At 55.3% G+C, this 19,961-nt stretch carries 18 protein-coding genes; 11 read left to right on the plus strand and 7 right to left on the minus strand.

The window, feature by feature from the left end; all coding sequences use genetic code 11:
• Positions 1–209: 209 nt before the first annotated feature.
• Entirely contained in the window at positions 210–1,343 is a 1,134-nt protein-coding gene (locus GEI7407_RS07845) for a three-Cys-motif partner protein TcmP (protein WP_015171607.1), read from the plus strand.
• Here GEI7407_RS07845 and GEI7407_RS19980 read toward each other — a convergent pair.
• From GEI7407_RS19980 to GEI7407_RS07860, 3 genes are all read right to left on the minus strand, one after another.
• Positions 1,333–2,097 (minus strand): DUF5131 family protein, encoded by a 765-nt coding sequence (locus tag GEI7407_RS19980; protein ID WP_015171608.1) that lies wholly within the window; start codon positions 2,095–2,097, stop codon positions 1,333–1,335. The genes GEI7407_RS07845 and GEI7407_RS19980 overlap by 11 nt on opposite strands.
• A gap of 446 nt (positions 2,098–2,543) precedes the next feature.
• Positions 2,544–2,930, minus strand: a complete 387-nt coding sequence (locus GEI7407_RS07855; protein WP_041268332.1) for a DUF2358 domain-containing protein — start codon at positions 2,928–2,930, stop codon at positions 2,544–2,546.
• A 10-nt stretch (positions 2,931–2,940) separates the two neighbouring features.
• Positions 2,941–3,507, minus strand: coding sequence for a hypothetical protein (locus GEI7407_RS07860; protein ID WP_015171610.1), 567 nt, complete (start codon positions 3,505–3,507; stop codon positions 2,941–2,943).
• Positions 3,508–3,869: 362 nt separating this feature from the next.
• On the opposite strand from GEI7407_RS07860, the gene GEI7407_RS19985 reads away from it, so the two are divergent.
• The 4 genes from GEI7407_RS19985 (at position 3,870) to GEI7407_RS07880 (ending at position 8,674) form a co-directional block, all read left to right on the plus strand.
• Positions 3,870–4,502, plus strand: a complete 633-nt coding sequence (locus GEI7407_RS19985; protein ID WP_015171611.1) for a GNAT family N-acetyltransferase — start codon at positions 3,870–3,872, stop codon at positions 4,500–4,502.
• 79 nt (positions 4,503–4,581) lie between these two features.
• Positions 4,582–6,021, plus strand: a complete 1,440-nt coding sequence (locus GEI7407_RS07870; RefSeq protein ID WP_015171612.1) for a TldD/PmbA family protein — start codon at positions 4,582–4,584, stop codon at positions 6,019–6,021.
• Complete coding sequence (locus GEI7407_RS07875) at positions 6,018–7,385, plus strand: TldD/PmbA family protein (protein WP_015171613.1); 1,368 nt, start codon at positions 6,018–6,020, stop codon at positions 7,383–7,385. The genes GEI7407_RS07870 and GEI7407_RS07875 overlap by 4 nt, the downstream gene beginning before the upstream one ends.
• A 107-nt stretch (positions 7,386–7,492) precedes the next feature.
• Entirely contained in the window at positions 7,493–8,674 is a 1,182-nt protein-coding gene (locus tag GEI7407_RS07880) for a hypothetical protein (RefSeq protein WP_015171614.1), read from the plus strand.
• Here GEI7407_RS07880 and GEI7407_RS07885 read toward each other — a convergent pair.
• Positions 8,671–9,837, minus strand: a complete 1,167-nt coding sequence (locus GEI7407_RS07885; RefSeq protein ID WP_015171615.1) for a glycosyltransferase — start codon at positions 9,835–9,837, stop codon at positions 8,671–8,673. The two genes, GEI7407_RS07880 and GEI7407_RS07885, sit on opposite strands and share 4 nt — an antisense overlap.
• Before the next feature lie 494 nt (positions 9,838–10,331).
• Between GEI7407_RS07885 and GEI7407_RS07890 the strand changes: the two genes are divergently transcribed.
• Positions 10,332–10,961: a precorrin-8X methylmutase gene (locus GEI7407_RS07890; RefSeq protein ID WP_015171616.1), complete on the plus strand. Its 630-nt coding sequence runs from the start codon at positions 10,332–10,334 to the stop codon at positions 10,959–10,961.
• A gap of 34 nt (positions 10,962–10,995) precedes the next feature.
• Here the strand turns inward: GEI7407_RS07890 and GEI7407_RS07895 are convergent, their stop codons facing one another.
• Positions 10,996–11,724: a hypothetical protein gene (locus GEI7407_RS07895; protein WP_041268819.1), complete on the minus strand. Its 729-nt coding sequence runs from the start codon at positions 11,722–11,724 to the stop codon at positions 10,996–10,998.
• Positions 11,725–11,902: 178 nt separating this feature from the next.
• On the opposite strand from GEI7407_RS07895, the gene larE reads away from it, so the two are divergent.
• On the plus strand, positions 11,903–12,736 hold the full coding sequence (gene larE / locus GEI7407_RS07900) for an ATP-dependent sacrificial sulfur transferase LarE (protein WP_015171618.1): 834 nt from the start codon (positions 11,903–11,905) through the stop codon (positions 12,734–12,736).
• Here the strand turns inward: larE and GEI7407_RS07905 are convergent.
• Positions 12,733–13,395 (minus strand): hypothetical protein, encoded by a 663-nt coding sequence (locus GEI7407_RS07905; protein ID WP_150109735.1) that lies wholly within the window; start codon positions 13,393–13,395, stop codon positions 12,733–12,735. The genes larE and GEI7407_RS07905 overlap by 4 nt on opposite strands.
• A gap of 733 nt (positions 13,396–14,128) precedes the next feature.
• Between GEI7407_RS07905 and GEI7407_RS07910 the strand changes: the two genes are divergently transcribed.
• Positions 14,129–15,154 (plus strand): hypothetical protein, encoded by a 1,026-nt coding sequence (locus GEI7407_RS07910; RefSeq protein WP_015171620.1) that lies wholly within the window; start codon positions 14,129–14,131, stop codon positions 15,152–15,154.
• Here GEI7407_RS07910 and GEI7407_RS07915 read toward each other — a convergent pair.
• Entirely contained in the window at positions 15,144–16,016 is an 873-nt protein-coding gene (locus GEI7407_RS07915) for a carbohydrate ABC transporter permease (protein ID WP_015171621.1), read from the minus strand. The two genes, GEI7407_RS07910 and GEI7407_RS07915, sit on opposite strands and share 11 nt — an antisense overlap.
• A gap of 225 nt (positions 16,017–16,241) precedes the next feature.
• Here GEI7407_RS07915 and GEI7407_RS07920 point away from each other — a divergent pair, with 225 nt between their 5' ends.
• From GEI7407_RS07920 to GEI7407_RS07930, 3 genes are all read left to right on the plus strand, one after another.
• Positions 16,242–16,937: an aldehyde oxygenase (deformylating) gene (locus tag GEI7407_RS07920; RefSeq protein WP_015171622.1), complete on the plus strand. Its 696-nt coding sequence runs from the start codon at positions 16,242–16,244 to the stop codon at positions 16,935–16,937.
• 223 nt (positions 16,938–17,160) lie between these two features.
• The gene (locus GEI7407_RS07925; protein WP_015171623.1) at positions 17,161–18,180 is read left to right on the plus strand and encodes a long-chain acyl-[acyl-carrier-protein] reductase; all 1,020 of its coding nucleotides are present in this window, start codon (positions 17,161–17,163) and stop codon (positions 18,178–18,180) included.
• A gap of 5 nt (positions 18,181–18,185) precedes the next feature.
• Positions 18,186–19,166: an acetyl-CoA carboxylase carboxyltransferase subunit alpha gene (locus GEI7407_RS07930; RefSeq protein ID WP_015171624.1), complete on the plus strand. Its 981-nt coding sequence runs from the start codon at positions 18,186–18,188 to the stop codon at positions 19,164–19,166.
• The last annotated feature ends 795 nt before the right edge of the window (positions 19,167–19,961 follow it).

Below are 19,961 nucleotides of genomic sequence, written 5' to 3' on the forward strand. Positions count from 1 at the left end.
GCCATTATCACCTTGTTCGATCTCAAAAGATATCAAAACTAATTATCTATGGCATAAAATGCTGATTTGATAAGTAATCCTATCTTGGCTTCTAGTTGTTAAAAATATTTATTCTTTTTCTAGTGACATCATTAATAAGAATCGAATAACATGGTAATCACTGCCTTTTGAAAAAGCCTTTCACTTACGGTAAATATTAGTTCAAAGTTATGACTGGAAACTCCTTCTTCGATGAACAAAAGGAACAATCTTTAATCAAAGCCAGAATTGTCGAAAAGTATTTCTGGGTTTGGGCGAAGGTCATTATCTCAACAATTAAGTCATCAAGAAAACCAATTCCAAATCCGAGAATTGCATATATTGATCTTTTTGCTGGTGCAGGGCGATATAAAGATGGCTCAAAATCAACACCTGTAAAGGTCTTGGAAACAGCTATTTCAGATCCAGATATGCAAAAAATGTTGGTATCAATCTTCAATGACGCTGACGTTGCAAATGTTAATTCTCTTCAGCAAGCAATAGATGCAATTCCAGGTATAGAGAATTTAAATTATTCCCCTCAAATATTGAATCATGAAGTAGGAGAAAAGATTGTTAAAACTTTTCAAGAACGAAGACTAATTCCCACTTTATTTTTTGTTGATCCTTGGGGTTATAAGGGGTTATCTCTCCAACTTATAAATTCAGTTGTCAAAAACTGGGGTTGTGATTGCATCTTCTTCTTTAACTACAACCGTATCAACATGGGTTTAGGCAATGACGCTGTTCGAGAGCATATGAGTGCGCTATTTGGAAAAATACGAGCAGAGCAAGTTCGTGAGCGATTAAGAGAGCTTAGTCCACAAGAACGTGAGTTAACTGTTGTGGAAGCAATCTGTGAATCATTACAAGAAATGGGTGGTCAGTATGTTCTTCCATTTCGATTTAGACATGAACTTGGAAATCGAACTAGCCATCACCTTATCTTTGTGAGTAAGCATGTCAAGGGCTATGAAATAATGAAAGAAATAATGGCTAAAGAAAGTTCCGATCAAATACAAGGTGTAGCATCTTTTGAGTATAATCCTGCGTCTCTTCAGCAACCATTTCTCTTCGAGCTTACTCGTCCTCTTGATGAACTAGAATTTATGTTGCTAGAGAAGTTTTCTGGCAAAACTATGAGAATGAAAGAAATCTATGATCTGCACCATGTCGGCAGACCATATATCAGCAAAAACTACAAAACTGCTCTCATTAACCTTGAAATCAAAGGCGAAATCACTGTTTGCTCACCTATTGGTAAAAAACGCCGGAAAGGTACATTCGCGGATAACCTAATAGTTACATTTCCAGTTAAGCAATGAGTTTTAATTTCTTGACAGTGAGTGGATTACTCCCCCATTTTTGAAGATGTTGTTGCCATACAGCAGGCATCTCATCCCAGATCTCATTATTAAGCAATCTGCCTCCTGCTTTTGGAGTTCTCCCTCCAACTTGTTTGAAGAAAAACGCAACTCCTGCATTTTGGCACTGATCCCGGATATCTTCTGCCCAAGAAATTTGCATTGGTCGATGTTTTTGACCAGATTCTCCACCCACAATGACCCAATCAATACCAGTCAGATTTAGCTTGAGTGCCCCTAGGAGTGGTTCACAAGAGACAAAGCGTACTGAAACGGGAACGCTGCGAAGATAGTCAAGACGTTCAGCGTAGCTCTGATTCTCAACTGATACACCTAACCAAACATTACGTGGAAAATCTAGTTTGGATGCTAAATCTTTCAGGCGTTCATGGCGTTTTGTGAGAATTTGATATATGTGCCAGGGTGTTGAATGAATAACTGAGAAAACTTGTTGAATGAAATCGAGGGGCACATCTTTATGAAAAAGATCACTCATTGAATTGACAAAGACTCGGCTGGGAGTACGCCAACGTAGTGGTTCTTCTAACCTTTCTGGATGCATAGTCAATGCAAATCCGTTAGGAAAGTTCTTAGGAAAACGCTGTGTGATGGCTTCAGCATAACAATGAAGACAACCTGGACTGACCTTGTCGCAACCAGTTATTGGATTCCAAGTTTTATCAGTCCACTCAATACCTGTATGTGTACTAGACATGTACTAACTCCGCAAGTTACATCCATGGCAGATGACACCTGCCTTAAAATTTGATAGTTTCTCTGTACTATAGCATTTTTGCACGTTCACTTGCCACTACACCTACACTAATGGATTACACGTGTAAATGAATAATTGATATATTGTTGTGTTAAATCTGAAATTTTAGATTTTCAAACAACTTAAGTTCGTTAAAGTAGTGCAAATCAGGTATGTGTTGCACCCATATCTGATTAAAATACAGAATATATCTCTGTGTTTGCAAAATCGTATATGTGTTTCACGTCGATAGATACATAATTAAGAAGATTATTGGATTAAAGTTAGAATATTTCTAGCTCATTAATCTATTGATATTTAGAGAAAAACATTATTAAGTCTTGATCAATTAGAAGGCGATCGCCTTCCTCTAGCCCACTCGTTTCCAAGGGCTCATTGTCACTGAATCAAGCTTTTGAGAAAGGCCAGTGTTGTTGGACAACGTCCCAGATGGAGCAGTCCCACCAGTCGATGTGAGAAACAATGAGGCCTTCGTCATTGAGCGTGAGTTCGCTGCGGCCTGAGATGGCAATGCGGGGCTTCCAGGGGAGAGGCGTGTTCCAGCTGAGAGTCCAGCGCGTGGTGATCAGGCGATCGCGCTGTTGGATGTCGTGGAGATCCATGCGGGCATTGAGAAACCAGCGCTCCATCAGGCCCACCATTTGCCGAAAACGCTTAATTCCCCGAAACTCGCTCAGTGGATCCTTGAAATACACCCCCGGATCGTAGAGTTCGTAGCGCTGATCGCGGGGAAAATGCTGATAGTCTTCCCGCAGCAAAGTCACAATATCCACTGCTTCACCCCTAGTCATTGACTTCCGGCCACAGACGCTCAAGCTGGAAGCGCCAAGCCTCCAGGATTTGCTCGCGGTACTCCGAGCCGCTGTTCATATCCCCCATCATGCCCTCCTCGTAGAGGCGATCGAGGCCTTGGAGCGTCGCCGCGAGGCTCTGGCCCTGCTGCTTGGCAATGCGAATAATTTGGCGAATCTGGGTATCCCGAAGCTGCCGAAACGGATCCGCTAGCCCTTCCTCTTTTAGCAAAATCAGGCGCTGGACCGCCGCCGCAAAATCCTCCGGGGCCAGGGTGGCGCGATTGTGCTGGAAAACCGCCCAGAGCGTGTCTTGGTAGAGGGCGTAGCGCGTTTCCTGGGTGCGATCGAAGTTGGCAACTAGCAGCTGCTCCAGGAATGGCCGAGCTTCGGTCGCGGGAGCGATCGGCACCAGCATTCGCAGCCAAGACTGGTCCTCGGAGAGCAAAATCAGCAGCCGAAAAGCCGGAGTTTCAACCTGCCAGAGCCCAGATTCCAGGGTTTCAACCGAGCTACCAAACAGCTCAGTGAGCGTGCGAGTAATGTCGTCAAGAAGCATAGGAGCTACCAAAAATGCCAGCGCAGAGACTCCGAGCGATCGCGCCTCAGGAGTTCTATCTCCTCAGAGTAGCGCCCCTCTCGCAAAATTCTACAGACTCAAACGAAACAAGAAGCACCATGCTTGCAGGTGTTACCCAGCCTTGGTCAGGCCGAGCCTTGCCCGATCGGCAGTGATCACCCTTCTAGCCGCAGGCTCTAAACCCCGTACAGCCAGGTCGATTGAAGAGCAACAATCAGCGCTAAAAATCTTAAATTAATTCTTTAACTTTGTCTTTTTGCTTTAGAGTTTCAACGGAGAGATTTGACAAGTTTAGCCAAAGTTTTTAATCGGCTATCTTTGATGAATTTGAGGATTTAAATATGAAAAACCAGTCGGTTGAGGGCGTGATTTATTCACCGATGAATCTTGCCGAACATGATTCTAAAACCGTCGCTGAACTAATTTATACCTCTTCTCCGCCACTGTTTCAGTTCACCTTTGGTTCAAGGGCGATCGAAATCCTGAGTCAGCTCGTTGAGCGATCGCACAATCGCTTCAGTCATCGTTATATTCGCGTTGCTGCTCTCTCGGAGAAAGTGATTGGAATGATTGTGCAAGTCCCCGCCGAGCAGCTGCACAATGAAGCAGATTATGAGCAGCTTTTCTCGCGATCGCAGCGTCTGCGACTCAAGCTAGCCAATGGGCTGATTTTGCGTCACCTTTTGCGCCATCACTATCCCGAAAAGAGCCTTTATATTGGCAATCTAGCTGTTGATTCTGCGTACCAAAGCTGCGGCATTGGCAGTCAGCTTCTGAGTCAGTGCATCGCTGGAGCGGAGCAAAATCATCAGGATCTTTTTATCAGTGTTGATATTGCGAATGGTCGAGCCCAAAAACTCTATGAACGCCTTGGATTTGAGCTGGTCGAGACCAAGGCGATCGGGCTGCCGGGATTAACCGTGGGGTCGCGGGTTCTGGTGCGATCGCCTCACGCCCACCAAACCACGCCGTAGCCCCGCTGCCATGTCGCTACCATAGAGACGACAGGCGAGTTTGAGCGCCTCTCTTCGTCCACTCCACGGCAACGCACCCATGGTTTTTGATCCTTCGAAGCTGCTGGCTTCCATCGATGTCCCTGCGGACTGGGTTGGTTTGCGCATTGTCAAGGCCCAGAGCACCCACCGATCGGTGCGAGACGGGCATCCCGAGGGCAACCAGCGATCGCACCAGCAAGGGGCCATGGTCGAAGTTCTGGTGGATGGCCAGATCGGCTATGGAGCCAGCAACGCCCTCACCCCAGCCAGCCTGCAGGCCGCCGCCCAAGCGGCCTATCACCAAGCTCGCGCCGCCAGCCCTTGGAAACTGCATCCCTTCAGCACCCAGCAGCGGCCTCCCGCCCAGGGACGCTACGCCACTGCCACCGCGAAACCCTTCGACGCGCTGACCCCCGGCGAGATCAACGAGCTGCTGACCAAGATTTGCCACACGCTCAAGGTCTCCGATCAAGTCGTCCACACGGTGGCCATGCTGTTTACCCAGGTGCAGGAGACCTGGTTTGTCAGCAGCAGCGGCTCCGAGATTTACCAGAGCTTTTCGCAGGTGGCCACAGACTACAGCGCCACTGCCCAGGATGGCTCTAGGGTCCAGCGCCGCAGCGACAACGGCTGGGCCGCGCGCTGCTACCAGGGCGGACTCGAGCACTTTCTTTCGGCGGATCTGTGGGCGCGGGTGCAGCGGATCGGGGAGCAGGCGGTGGAGCTTTTGGGCGCCCAGGAGTGCCCGACGGAGACGACGACCTTGGTGCTGGCGCCTGACCAGATGATGCTGCAAATCCACGAAAGCGTGGGCCACCCCCTGGAAATCGATCGCATCCTGGGAGACGAGCGCAACTACGCCGGGGGCAGCTTTGTCCGTCTGGCGGACTTTGGCAACCTGACCTACGGGTCGCCGCTGATGAATATCACCTTTGACCCGACAGTCGAGGGGGAGTTTGCCAGCTACGGCTTCGACGACACGGGTGCTCCCGCCGATCGCCAATACCTGATCCGCGAAGGGAAGCTGCTGCGGGGTCTCGGCGGCCTAGAAAGTCAGGGCCGCGCCCAGGTGGAGGGAGTGGCCTGCACGCGCGCGACGTCTTGGAACCGGCCCCCTATCGATCGCATGGCTAATCTGAACCTAGAGCCGGGCGATCGCTCCCTGGAGGCCATGATCGCCAGCATTGAGCGCGGCGTTTACATGGAGTCCAACTGCTCCTGGTCCATCGACGATCGCCGCTACAAGTTCCAGTTCGGCTGCGAATATGGCCGCCTGATCGAGAATGGCCGCCTGACCAAAACCGTGCGCAATCCCAACTATCGAGGCGTCACGCCCCAGTTTTGGCACAGCCTGACCCAGGTGGGTGATGCCTCGACCTGGCAAATCTACGGGACGCCCATGTGCGGCAAGGGAGAGCCCAATCAGGCGATCACGGTGGGTCACGGCTCGCCGGTGTGCGTGTTTTCAGACATTGAAGTTTTTGGCGGTGCGGCATGACGGTCACGAAACATTCCCAGGATTCCCAGGCGGCGGTGGCTCAGTGGGAGGCGAGCTTTGAGGCGCTGGTAGGGGCGATCGCCCCCCAGTCCGCCGACGAGCATATTTCCCTGCAGCTGAGCGCTGAGCAAAGTCAGTTTGTTCGCTTCAATCACGCCAAGGTGCGTCAGGCTGGAACGGTTACAGACGGCAAGCTGCACCTGAGCTTGGTGAAAAATCAGCGATCGATCACCTGCGAAATTCCTCTGACGGGCGATCGCGAGCAGGATCTTGCAGAGGCTCAGGGGGCGATCGCCCAGCTCCGGGCCGAGGTGGATCAGCTGCCGCCCGACCCCTACGCCGTGGTTCCCAGCGGCAGCGACACCAGCCACGATGTCCACGCGGGACACTTGCTGGCCCCGGAGGCCGCCGCCGATCGCATTTTGGCCGCCGTGGCCGAGCTTGACTTTGCGGGGCTGTACGCCGGGGGCGCGGTGGTGCGGGCCTACGCCGACTCAGCGGGCCAAAAGCACTGGTTTGTCACCGACTCCTACACCCTGGACTACTCGCTGTTTGCGCCGGACGGCCAAGCGGTGAAGGGTACGATCGCCGGTAGCCAGTGGGACGAAGCCGCCTACGCCACCCAGATTGCCGAAGCCAAAACCCAGCTCCAGCGCCTCGCCCAGCCGCCAAAGGCGATCGCCCCGGGCCAGTACCGCACCTATCTCGCGCCCGCCGCCGTCGGCGACTTGATCGATATTTTGTCCTGGGGCGGGGTCAGCGAAGCCTCGATGCGCCAAGGGGGCAGCGCCCTGGGCCTGATGCGCCAAGAAGGCAAACGCCTTTCGCCCCAATTCTGTCTGACCGAGGACTTTAGCTCGGGCCTGGTTCCCCGCTTTACCCCCTGGGGAGACGTCGCCCCGATTGCCCTGCCCATCGTTGCCCACGGCGAGCTGGTCAACCTGCTGATCAACCGGCGCACCGCCAAGGAATACGGCCTAACCGCCAATGGTGCCGGGGCTCACGAGGGCCTGCGATCGCCCCAGGTCCACCCCGGCAGCCTCTCCCGCGACGCCATCCTCTCGGAGCTGGGCACGGGCCTCTATCTGTCCAATCTCCACTACCTCAACTGGAGCGATCGCCCCGCAGGCCGCATCACCGGCATGACCCGCTATGCGTGCTTCTGGGTCGAAGACGGCGAAATCGTCGCCCCTATCGAAAATCTCCGCTTCGACGAAAGTCTCTACCGCTTCTGGGGCGAAAATCTCATCGCCCTTACCGACTTCCAGGAGTTCATTCCCAACGTCGGCACCTACGACAGCCGCAGGCTCGGCGGCAACCTCGTCCCCGGCATGGTCATCAAAGACTTCACCTACACCCTCTAAACGTTCGGAAATGGGGGGCTAGGCGATGAGTTTTGTAGAAGGCGATCGCGCTTCAAACAGCCCCTCGCAGTGCCCCCAATCTTTCCTAATGTTTTGCCCCCACACCTATGATTGCTGTTCAATCCCAAACCATTCCCACCGCCGACCAGCTAGCCCAAACCCAGGCCGCCATCGACGCCTATATTCGGCGCATTGACCAGAGCCCCTACCGCCGCGAGGGCGCCTATCCCTACTACCGATTTCATCCGGCGGGCCAGCCCATTCGCGGGACGGTGATGCTGTTTCACGGCTTCAGCGCCAAGCCCCACCAGATGTGGCGCCTGACCGAGTATCTGTTCCAAAACGGTTTTAACGTCTACCAGCCCTCGATCGCGGGGCATCCCTTCGTGCCGCCGACGACCCAGTGGCCCCAGGTGGACCTGCGGCTTGAGTATGCCGAGCCTCTGCGCCAAAAGGTGCAGCAAGACCCGGTGTTGCAGACCTTTTTCGCCAATCTCGCGGCGAATCCCGACGGCTTTTCGAAGCCCAGTTACCACCAGCGTCTGGCGCTGATTGCTCGCCTGATGGCGATCGAACCCAAGCTGCCCGACATCATCCGGGCGATCGAGAAGACTGATGATCCGGATTTCGATCGCTACTTTATCTCCTCGCACCTGCGCTATCGGCAGGACGCGGTGGAGCGCTTGCAGGAGCTGGACGCTTTGCCCGGTCCGATCTTCACGGTGGGGCTCTCGGTGGGCGGCGCGGTGGCCCTGGGCCTAGCGGCAGCGCGTCCCGATCGCATTGACAAGGTCGTTGCCTACGCCCCCCTGCTGAAAATCTTTGGGGAAGATCGGCGGCTCTACGTCAATCTGGCCGGACCCCTCGACATCAGCGAATCGGGCTGGGACCCGAGCCTGCGCTTTCCGGTGGGCTGCCTGACGGCGGCGGACCGCTTTGGCAGCGACTACGTGCTCGATCGCCAGTCCGTCAGCACCCTGAGCCAGATTCCCACCTGCCTGATCCTGACTGAAAACGAGGACGCGGCGGACATCGAAACCAATCAAGACTTCTTTAAGCGCTTGGGGGGCGATCGCCAGGGGCACCGGTTCTTTATGTATCCGGCCCAAGACATGGTGCCCCACCCCATGGTGGACCCCACAGAGGTCAGCCAGGGCATGAGCAACCGCTTCTGGCAAAGCCTCTACCAGGAAACCTTCCGGTTCCTGACTGAGGGCGAAATCTCGCCGGAAAATCTTGAGAGCCTGTCGCCGTCGCCGGACCTGCCCCCGGTGCCGCCGGTGGCCTAGCTTCTGGTGGCAGCCTGACTCGGGGCGATCGCCTTTGGCTGGATGCCCTCCTCGGCCAGGAGGCGAGCCAGCTTGTCGCGAAACTGCCCAAAGGCATAGCGCTCCATCACCGCCTGGCGCAGCGCCTCCGGCTGATAGAGCAGCGGATTGGGATAGGTGCCTTGGAGAAGCTGCCGCAAGCTCGCCTGGAGCTCGCTTAGGTTGTCGGGGTCGATGAGACAGCCCAGAGCACCCCGCTCTAGGGGGTCTACGGCCCCGTCCTGATTGCCCGCGAGGGTTGGCTTGCCGCAGGCCAGCGCCTCCAAGTACACAATGCCAAAGCCCTCCCCCTTGCTGGGCATGGCGAAGACATCGCACAGCCGGTAGTGGTCGGCCAGCTCTTCGTCAGCAATGAATCCCGCCAGCGTGACCTGCTCTGCAATGCCGAGTTCGGTGATCAGGGCCTCGATGCGCGGGCGATCGTCTCCCTTGCCCCCCAGGATGTAGCGAATGGTCGGAAAGTCGCGGCGCAGCGCCACCAGCGATCGCAGGATTTGCTCATAACCCTTGTAGGTGGCAGATTTTCCTAGACGCGTGATGGTCAAGATCACCGGCTGGTCGGGCTGTAGGCCGTAGCGCTGCAACAAATAATCTGGCTTCGGACCGAGCTGAAACTGCTCCGGATCAAAAGTATTGGGCAACACGCCGACCTGGCCTGGGTCGAGGGGCTGCTCTCGCAGCAGGCGATCGCGCGTGTAGTGGCTCACCGCGATCACTCGATTGGCTCGCCGCAGCGCCCGACCCATGGCCGACGGCGGCAAATTCCACACCTCCAGGCCATGGCCCACCACCCAGTAGGGCGTACCCGTCCAGCGATTGAGCCAGTCCCCGGCGACCCCGTAGCCCACCTGGGTCGAGATCACCAAACTCGGCGGCCGCTGGATCCCGAGGCGCAGCACCTGACCCGTCATGAGCATACTTTGGGCCAGCCGTGGCCATCGGCCAAAACAGTGAAACCGCAGGCGATCGCCCTTAAACCAAGGCTGAATGTCCTCGGGTCGGTCATACTTAAGCAAAATATCGAAAGTCGCTTGGGGAAACAGCTCCAGAAGCGCCTCTAGCAAAAAGCGAGAATAAACCTGGACCCCGCCCTTAAACCCAAAAAGATTGGGCATCAGCAGCATAAACCGGAGGTCGGAAGAAGCCTGAAAACGCGGCCGAACCAGCCCTGGATTAGCAAGTTTCATATAGAAAATCAAAACTGCGGAGCAATGAGCCTCTCAAGTGCACCTCTGAGCTCCAAACCTGAGCGAGCCATGGATGAATAAAGGACTCTCAGGCGCGATCGTGTTTCTATAGAACCCTTTTTGCCCCTACAACTAACGATTTGCTTGCCAATTCGCCCTAATGACCCATAGTTTATGGCTGATTGCTCCTTAGGGCTTGCCCAGATCGAGCCGCCCCCCGCAGGCTTTTCTCTTGCAGATCCATGCGTTTTGTGGCCAAAATTGCCACCAAAAGGACGGTCAAGGGTATTGTGCTTTATTAGAGAAACCAGCAATCTTTCTCTTAGCAGGGAGAAAGTGGTGACAGCGACTTCCCGGGCGATCCCCGGCTCTACGCGAGGTCCTGGGAACTCGATACCCCACATAAGAACGGAAATTTATAGAGAAGCCTTATGGAATGGCACATTACAGACGCCCAAAGCCTGGGAATTATCGATCGCGAGATTGGTGAGCACACATTTTCCCCGGCTGAATATGAAATCGTCCGCCGCGTCATCTACGCAACGGCAGACTTTGAGTACAAGTCGCTGATTCGCTTTTCGGAGCAGGCTCTCCAGTCTGGGGCGGCTGCCTTGGCGGCCCGCACGACCATCGTGGTCGATGTACCGATGGTGCAGGTCGGCATCACGCCGATTATTCAGCAGACCTTTGCCAATCCCGTGTATTGCAGTATGGACGCCTTGACGCGGCCCCAGCGCGAGAAGACGCGGGCTGCCTGGGGCATCGAAACCCTCGCGCGGCGATATCCGGAGGGCATCTTTGTGATTGGTCAGGCTCAGACGGCGCTGACGGCCTTAGTGAACCTGATCGAGGCTGAGGAGATCCGCCCTGCCCTGGTCGTGGGGACGCCTGCGGGCTTTTTGGATGTGGATGTGGCGAAGGGCCGCTTGCAGGATTCTTTGGTGCCCCACATCCGGATCGATGGCCGCAAGGGCAGCGCTGTGGTGGCAGCGGCCATTGTCACGGGACTGGTGGACCTGGCGTGGCAGGCCTACGGCCAGGAAAACACGAATGTGGGCTAGTCCCAGAGCGCACCAGAGCGCCAATGAATCATGGCTACAGGGGGCGCGATCGCCGTCCTGACGAGCGGCGAGGAGCCGAGCGGCGAGGGCGTTCCCGGGGTGGCTCTTCGTCTGGCTCTGCTTCGCGATAGATTTGGCGGCTCACTTCTACAAAGAGCCCCCGCTGTACATAGGGGTAGTCGCTCACCCAGACGTCGCGATCGGGTAGGTAGGCGTCAGAAAGGTTTGTGATCGTGCTCAAGTCTGGCCGGTTAGACAAGACCAATAATTCTACGACTTGGCCCCGGCGAATAGCTTTGTGATCGCGCTTGAGGGGGACCTGGATCCGCGTTTCGAAGCCGCTTTCATCGCCGACCTCCAGATTGATCCGCCGTTCGCGGTTTTCAACGATGACCAGCTCGCCTTTTTTGTTGACGGTTTCTTCGGTGCCGACCAGTTCTTCGCTGACGAAGACATCCAGGACTCGGCCCTGCCAGAAGCCGCTGTAGGGGTATTTGCGAAACTCCCAGTTGCGGCGGCTGGCCCAGAAAATCGGTCCCCACAGCCAATAAAACCCGCAGAAAACTCCTCCTGTGAACATCAGCAGTTCGGCGTTTTCGCCAATGACCAGGCGGATCATGCCGACGACCACCACACTAATGATGGAGATCAAAACGCGCCGCAAAATGTCGGCGAGGCTGCCCCAAAAGTAGCGATATTGGCTGGCGGATGCCACGAGGGGGACGAGATCTTCAAATTTTTTGCGGGTTAGGGGAATGAGCATGGGAGTACACTGCGCAAGGGTGCCCTGGGAGGGAGCTACGTTGGTTTCCATCCGGTACGAGCCTAGCATTTGCGCGGGGGTCTCAGGTGGGCAATCGCCTACTCCTGAGGCGAATTCGCTAGGCTAGAAAAACCAAACAGATGGAACATTCACTCGGATTCTAGGGGCTTGGTGAGACATGGCAACGGTGCAAGACAAACTCAAGCAGGTCAAGGCCTTGTTTCGGGAGATGGATCAGGCCTTGATTGCCTACTCGGGCGGCATCGATAGCACGCTCGTGGCAAAAATTGCGGTGGATGTGTTGGGCGATCGCGCCCTAGCGGTGACGGCTGAGTCGCCGTCGCTGCTGCCGGAGGATCTCGAAGACGCTCGCGTCCAGGCGGCGGAAATGGGCATCCGCCATGAGGTGGTGCAAACCCACGAAATCGACAACCCCAACTACAGCGCCAATCCGGTCAATCGCTGCTATTTCTGCAAAAGCGAGCTCCACGATACGCTCCGGCCCCTGGCGCTGGAGCGCGGCTATCCCTACGTCCTGGACGGGGTGAATGGGGATGATCTGCGGGACTATCGCCCCGGCATCCAGGCGGCCAAAGAGCGCGGTGTGCGATCGCCCCTGGCTGAGGTTGGCATTTCCAAGGCCGAAGTGCGCGAGATGGCCAAGCTGCTGGGCCTGCCCTGGTGGGACAAGCCCGCCCAGCCCTGTCTGTCCTCGCGCTTTCCCTACGGCGAGGAAATCACCGTGGCCAAGCTCCAGCGGGTGGGCCGGGCCGAGCGCTACCTGCGCACCCTAGGCCTGAAAAATCTGCGGGTCCGCTCCGAGCAGGAAACCGCCCGCATTGAGCTGCTGCCGGAGCAGATCCAGGAATTTGTGATGACGACGGATTTGCCGGCCTTGGTGGCGACTTTCCAGAGCTACGGCTACCGCTACGTCACCCTCGATCTGGAAGGCTATCGCAGCGGCAAGCTCAACGAGGTCCTATCGCTGGGACAGCCAGCGCTGACGCCCTAGGGCAGGTTGCGGACTGGCTCCAGAATGTAGTAGTAGCCCTGGTAAATTGTCTGGAAGCCAGCCGCGTAGAAGATTTGCGCGTTGATGCTGCGGTTTTCGCTAGAGACGGGCAGCAGGGGCGGGCTGCTGTAGAGCAGTCCTTCGGGGGCGATCGCCCGCCGCAACACCCGCAAAAACTGAGTGATTTGCTCGGGTGTGCTGTAGTGAAACAAGAAATCGGGCCGGCTGAAGAGATTGAAGCAGGTCAGCACATCAAAAGACTCAGGATTGCTGCTGAGCCAGGCTTCGAGCTGCTGAAAACCGATGGCCACGTGGCGATAGGACACGGAGTATTCGTACTCGGCCTTGCTGTTTTCTCGGGGCTCAATCCCGGTGACCTTCGCCCCCAAAATCTGCATTACTTCTGGCGTGACCGGCGGGCGATCGCCATAAAATCGCTCAATCAGATCGCTTGAATCTACCTTGGTTTCGCTGTAGGACGACAGCGCGCCGCAGCCCACCATCAGGGCCCGATACCCATAAAACGGGCTCGTGTTCATCACGTCGAAGGTTTCACAAAGCGTTCCGGCTAGCAGCAGCAATTCAGGTCGAACAATGTGTTGCTTAATATTGACTTTGAAGCCGCGAAACAAATCATTGCTGCGCAAAAGATTGAGCACAATTTGTTTGCTGAGGCTATTAATGTTTTTGAGCTTTGAACTCTTCTCTAAAACATCGGCTGTGATGTCTTGTCGATTGAGCTTTGCATCAACGAGGGTCTGAATTAAAGCCTCAACTTTCCCAGCTTCGCGAGCGACAATTTCTATCGAAGGTAGGATGCGACGCTGGCCAAAAGAGCGACCAGCTGAGGAAGCAGGATTGCCGATACTGGGGTGTTGTTGGAGCGCCATGATTCCAGTTCAACCATTGTGCAGGAGCGATCGCCCCTCCGTTGATTGTGAATGAAGCATCCCTGATTGAAAATCACTATTTGTAAATATTAGCAAATGTGAAAGTCCTAGATTGCCTTGAGAAGCTTTTCTGTCGCTAGATGGATTTTGAAGTAGAGATTGAATCATTTATTAAGATTGAAAAATTAATCTAAATCAGAAAAATCGACCTCAAAAAACAATAAAGCTACGAAATTAAACAGGTGTAAAATTACACATAAAACTCCTAGGTTCTTATGTCTAAATAGGACTGAGTAAATCTCTGTATTTTGGCGATGAATGCCCGAAAAAAGCTTTTAAGGGCGATCGCCTTTTATCCTTTCCGGACACAATTGCTCCGTACAAAGCTGTTGCTTTGAGCTATATCGATCACCTCCTGAGTTTCTCCGCTGTGCCACCAGGGTGAACGTGTCATAATAATTCGTCCATCGTTGTGTAGAGCCCTCCTGTGCAATCGTTCTCGATGCCATCGCTAGCCACCTTCCCTGACGAACTGTCTCTGGACTTTCGGCTGCCGGATCCAGAGGACCAGCAGATTTCTGATCATGATTTTCAGCAGCAAATTGAGGCGGCCTGGCTCGTGTGCGATCGCTTCGACCTCCAGACCGACATCTGGCGGGGGCGGATCCTGCGGGTGGTGCGCGATCGCGAAAAGCAGCGCGGCGACGGGCGAGGGTTTGGTTTCCTCAACTGGCTCAAGGACCGAGAAATCAGCAAAAGTCAGGCCTACGCCCTGATCGAACTGGCCAACAGCGCTGATACTCTGCTGGAAAATGGCTACCTAGAAGAATCGGACGTCAACCGTTTTAGTAAGCGGGCCTTCGTGGAAACCGCTCAGGCCCCCGCAGAGGTCCAGCAGATGGTCTCCGACGCCGCCAAGCGGGGCGATCGCATCACCCGGCGAGAAGTCCGCCAGCTCTCCGACGAGTGGACCGCCATGACCTCCGACCTGCTGCCCGAAGAAGTCCGCGAAAAAGCCGCAGAGCACACCCTGCCCGTGCGCTACCTGGCCCCCTTGGTCAAAGAGCTCGAAAAACTGCCCGAATCCCACCAAAAGCCTCTACAGCAAGAAATTGCCGAAGATCCCAGCGTTGACACCCTCAAGCAGGTGACCTCTGAGGCCCGCTATCTGTCGCGCTACCTCGAATCTGCCACCCAGGTGCGCGCCCTCAACCATGAATCCCTCAACCTCGAGCTGGCCCTCGAAGAGGCCCTGCGCCTCGGCAGCCTAAGCACCGTCGCTGACTTGGTCAATCAGGCCGCCCAGCTGGAGCAGGCCGTCGCCAAGCTCTACACCACCTGGAAGCGCGTCGGCAATCTGGCGGAGCGGCTGTATGTCGACAGCGGCGCTAGCACGCCTCACCTGCGATCGCTCTTGGCCCACCTCAACAGCCTCTCCGGTGACACCATCGAGCTGGCCATCGGCGACGCGGTCTCTCGCACCGTGCGGCTGCGCGTCCTCTCCGACGAAGAAGAGCCTAGTTTTTGATGCCTGTTGTGGCAATGCCCCGCAGAAACTGGCGCTGCCCCAGCAAAAATAGCCCAATCACCGGCAGCGAAGAAATCACCACCGCCGCCATGAGCAGCGGCCAATCGCTGGTGAACTGCTCCTGAAAATCCGCCAGCGCCAGCTGCACCGTCTTGAGCTCAGGCCGCGTAGTGAAAACCAGCGGCTTGAACAGGTCGTTCCACTCGCCGATGAACGTAAACAAAAAGAGCGTGATCAGGGCAGGTCGGGCCAGGGGCAGCATGATGTGCCAGAGCGTTTGCAGCCGGTTCGCGCCGTCGAGGGCTGCCGCCTCCTCCAGCTCCACAGGGATGCTCTGGAAATACTGCCGCATCAGAAAAATGCCAAAACCATTGGCCGCCGTGGGCAAAATCAGCGCCCAGTAGGTGTTGATCAGGTGGCCCCACTTGAGCACCAGAAACAGGGGCACGACCAGCAGCTGAAACGGAATCACCAGAGTCGCCAAGATCAGCATCAGGAGCGATCGCCGCCCGCGAAAAGGCAGCCGCGCCAGGGCATACCCCGCCAGAGCCGACGTCAAAATTTGCAGCGCCGTCACCCCCAGGGCTACCAGGGTAGAGTTGAAAAACGCCAAAACGAACTGCCCGCGCTGCCAGGCCGTTTGGTAGTTCTCCAGGGTCCAAAAGTCCGGCGTCAAAATCTCGCCGAGCGGCGTACCCGGCGGAGCCAGGGACGCGAGGACAACTACTCCTAGCGGCAGCAGCACTGCCACTGCTCCCAGTCCAAGTCCCAGGGCGGTCCAGATCCCGTGGCCCTGCTCTCGGGGGGCCGACGCAGGAGACGGCAGGGGGAGCGATCGCACCTTAGACGCTGAATGAGTCATCGAAAAAACCTGGGCAGACTAAGCTACCGTGGAGAAGGGCAACGAGCAGAGCGTATATCCGAGCAGAATATGCCGATCCTCGGCAAATACCATGCTTCAGTAGAATAGGTTTGATTGTAAATTGTTAAGATAATCTCGACCACATCTGCCCTTTTTGTCTCAGAGTTCGAAGTCGATCTCAGATCGGCGATCGGCGCATCCGTAAATTCAGGAGATAAACGACCTATGCCGCAGCTTGAGGCCAGCTTGGAGCTTGACTTCCACAGCGAAACCTATAAGGACGCCTACAGCCGCATCAACGCCATTGTCATTGAAGGCGAGCAGGAAGCTTACGAGAACTACCTGAAGCTCGCCGAGCTGCTGCCAGACAACCAGGACGAACTCGTTCGGCTCTCCAAGATGGAAAGCCGCCACAAAAAAGGGTTCCAGGCCTGTGGTCGCAATCTAGAAGTTACGCCGGATATGGACTTTGCCAAGGCCTTCTTCGCAGATCTGCACCGAAACTTCCAAGAAGCAGCCGCTCAAGGCAAAGTCGTGACCTGCCTCCTCATCCAGTCCCTCATCATCGAGTGCTTCGCGATCGCCGCCTACAACATCTACATCCCCGTTGCAGACGACTTTGCGCGCAAAGTCACGGAAGGCGTCGTCAAAGACGAATACAGCCACCTCAACTTCGGGGAAGAATGGCTCAAAGCGAACTTTGAAGCCTCCAAGGCAGAACTCGAAGAAGCCAACCGTCAAAACCTTCCCCTCGTCTGGCGCATGCTCAACCAAGTTGAGCAAGATGCCAAGACTTTGGCTATGGAAAAAGACGCCCTCGTCGAAGACTTCATGATTCAGTACGGCGAAGCCCTCGACAATATCGGCTTCACCACCCGCGAAATCATGCGCATGTCTGCCTACGGCTTGGCAACGATTTAGGCCGCTTTATTGGCCGCTGGGCTTGTCGGGCCGTCAGATCTCCAAAACGCTATGACTGCCCCGGAACCAAAAATCTTTGCAGCCTCCGCATCGATTTTTGGGTCCTCCTTCTACGTGTGCCGATCAGACGCCCCCAGCGCTGGTCGGTCTCTTTGTGTATCGGTTCACCCCTGCCGAACCCTCTTGTCTCATCCCTCCGTTTCCTGAACGCATTTATCTGTCCATGTTTGGTCTAATCGGTCATCTCACAAGTCTAGAGCACGCTCAGTCGGTGGCTGAGGAGCTCGGTTATCCCGAGTACGCAGAGCAAGGGCTCGATTTTTGGTGCAGTGCCCCTCCCCAGATCGTTGACACCATCAAGGTCACCAGCGTGACCGGGGAAACCATCGAAGGGCGCTATGTCGAGTCCTGCTTTTTGCCAGAGATGCTGGCGTCTCGGCGAATCAAGGCGGCGACCCGCAAAGTCATCAACGCCATGGCCCATGCCCAAAAGCACGGCATTAACATCACCGCTTTGGGGGGCTTTTCCTCCATTATTTTTGAAAACTTCAACTTGGCCCAGATTCGCCAGGTCCGGAATGTGAAGCTCGAGTTTGAGCGCTTCACCACGGGCAATACCCACACGGCCTACATCATCGCGCAGCAGGTGGAGCAGGCATCAGCCCGGCTCGGCATTGAGCTGTCGAAGGCGACGGTGGCTGTGTGCGGGGCGACGGGAGACATTGGCAGTGCGGTGTGCCGCTGGCTGAATGCGCGAGCAGATGTGGCCGATATTATCTTGATTGCCCGCAACTCGGAGCGCTTACAGCTGCTCCAGGAGGAGCTAGGTCGAGGCAAGATCATGGGAGTTGAGGAAGCGCTGCTCCAAGCTGACATTATTGTTTGGGTGGCCAGCATGCAGAAGGGGATTGAAATTGATCCCAATCAGCTCAAGCATCCCTGCCTGTTGATTGACGGCGGCTATCCCAAGAACTTGAGTACGCTGGTGCAGCACCCAGAGGTGTATGTTCTCAATGGCGGTATTGTGGAGCACTCGTTAGACATTGACTGGCGAATCATGAAGCTGGTCAATATGGATGCTCCGTCGCGCCAGCTATTTGCCTGCTTTGCAGAGTCTATGCTGCTGGAGTTTGAGAAGTGGTATACCAACTTTTCTTGGGGGCGTAATCAAATTACGCTGGAGAAGATGGACCAGATTGGTCAAGCATCCGTCAAGCACGGCTTCCGTCCTTTACTTGCGTAGCAACTATGGCAACATCAACCCGTCGGCCCATTCTCTTGGATTTTGAGAAGCCACTGGCTGAGTTGGAGGCCCGAATTACTCAAATCCGTGAACTTGCTGAGGAAAACGACGTCGATGTTTCTGGCGAAATTCGTCAGTTGGAGTCACGGGCGATGCAACTTCGCCAGGAGATTTTCAGTAGCTTGACCCCAGCCCAGCGGCTGCAGGTGGCTCGTCATCCTCGTCGTCCTAGCACGCTGGACTATATTCAGTCGATTACGGATGAGTGGATCGAGCTCCATGGCGATCGCGGGGGAGCGGATGATCCGGCGCTCGTGGGAGGCATTGGTCGCCTCAATGGCCAGCCGGTGGTGTTTTTGGGTCACCAGAAGGGCCGCGACACGAAGGATAATGTGGCGCGCAATTTTGGGATGGCGTCGCCGGGGGGCTACCGCAAGGCGATGCGCTTGATGGAGCATGCCGATCGCTTTGGCATGCCAATTATTTCGTTTATTGATACGCCGGGAGCCTATCCGGGACCGGAGGGGGAGCGTTTGGGTCAGGGAGAGGCGATCGCCTACAACCTGCGAGAAATGTTCCGCTTGGAGGTGCCGATTATCTGCACCGTGATCGGTGAAGGTGGGTCTGGTGGCGCTTTGGGGATTGGTGTGGCCGAGCGACTGCTGATGTTTGAGCACTCGGTGTACTACGTGGCTAGCCCCGAAGCCTGCTCCGCGATTTTGTGGAAGGACGCTGGCAAGGCGCCTCAAGCGGCTGAAGCGCTGCGCATCACGGCCTGGGACCTCAAGAATCTGGGAATTCTAGATGATCTGCTGCCGGAGCCGGTGGGCGGTGCTCACTCGGACCCCATCAAGGCAGCCGCCATCCTGAAAGAGGCGCTGGTTCGCAATCTCAATGAGCTCAATCAGTTGACGAGTCATCAGCGGCGGGATCTGCGCTACCAAAAGTTCCGCAATATTGGCGTCTTTACGGAAGCAACGGCGTGACATACTCCTACGCTGATACTGACGTATGCAGCGTAGGCTTCTCAGTGACCCCTGGTATCCCATCGGGCGTTTCCTGAGCTTTATTGACGATACGGGATGCCCCACCGCACCGGAACAATACAAAGAGTGTTGTTCTCTCCTTTGTACTGCTGGAATTTTACCTGCCCACAGATGCGACGACGAATCGTCTGTTTCTAGGCAGAACCCCCTATTCCAGGTTGTCAAGGTTCAAGTTTCAGGGCGGTGATTAGCTCAAACCCTTAGCCTGATTATCTCACCCGTTTTGCATCATGAGAGATTTGCTCGTTTCCTCCATCTCCCCTGCTCGCGCCTGCGGCATAGGTCAGAGGAGTGTCGTTCGATCGCTCGCATTCATCTCAACGCCAAATCAAAGATGATGGCGTGAGGCTTCTGCTGCTTTGGCTAAAATTCCTGAGAAGGCCCCTTTGATGGCGCTAAGTCGTTCGGAGGGATGTTACAATTTCTCTGTAACGTTTCTTTACGATTTCTCAGGAGTCTCAGTTCCAGCGTCAGCATCACCTTTGGCCGAGCTCAATGTCTCATCAGCCCTCAAAAGCTCCCAAAGAGAGCCGACAGTTCTGGAACTTGACTGGAACGGTTTGAGGAACTCCAGGCAGTCTTTCGAAAAGTCATCTGCGTAGGCGATCGCTTTGTTCCCACGATCGAAACTGACGGGTGATATCGAGGCTGTCTGCTGAAGGGGATACTGCGTCAATCTGACGAAAGCACGGTCCCTACTACGAGAGTCTAGATTTCACAGTTTTCCCATGGATG

The sequence above is a fragment of the Geitlerinema sp. PCC 7407 genome, from assembly GCF_000317045.1.
Classification (GTDB): Bacteria; Cyanobacteriota; Cyanobacteriia; order PCC-7407; family PCC-7407; genus PCC-7407.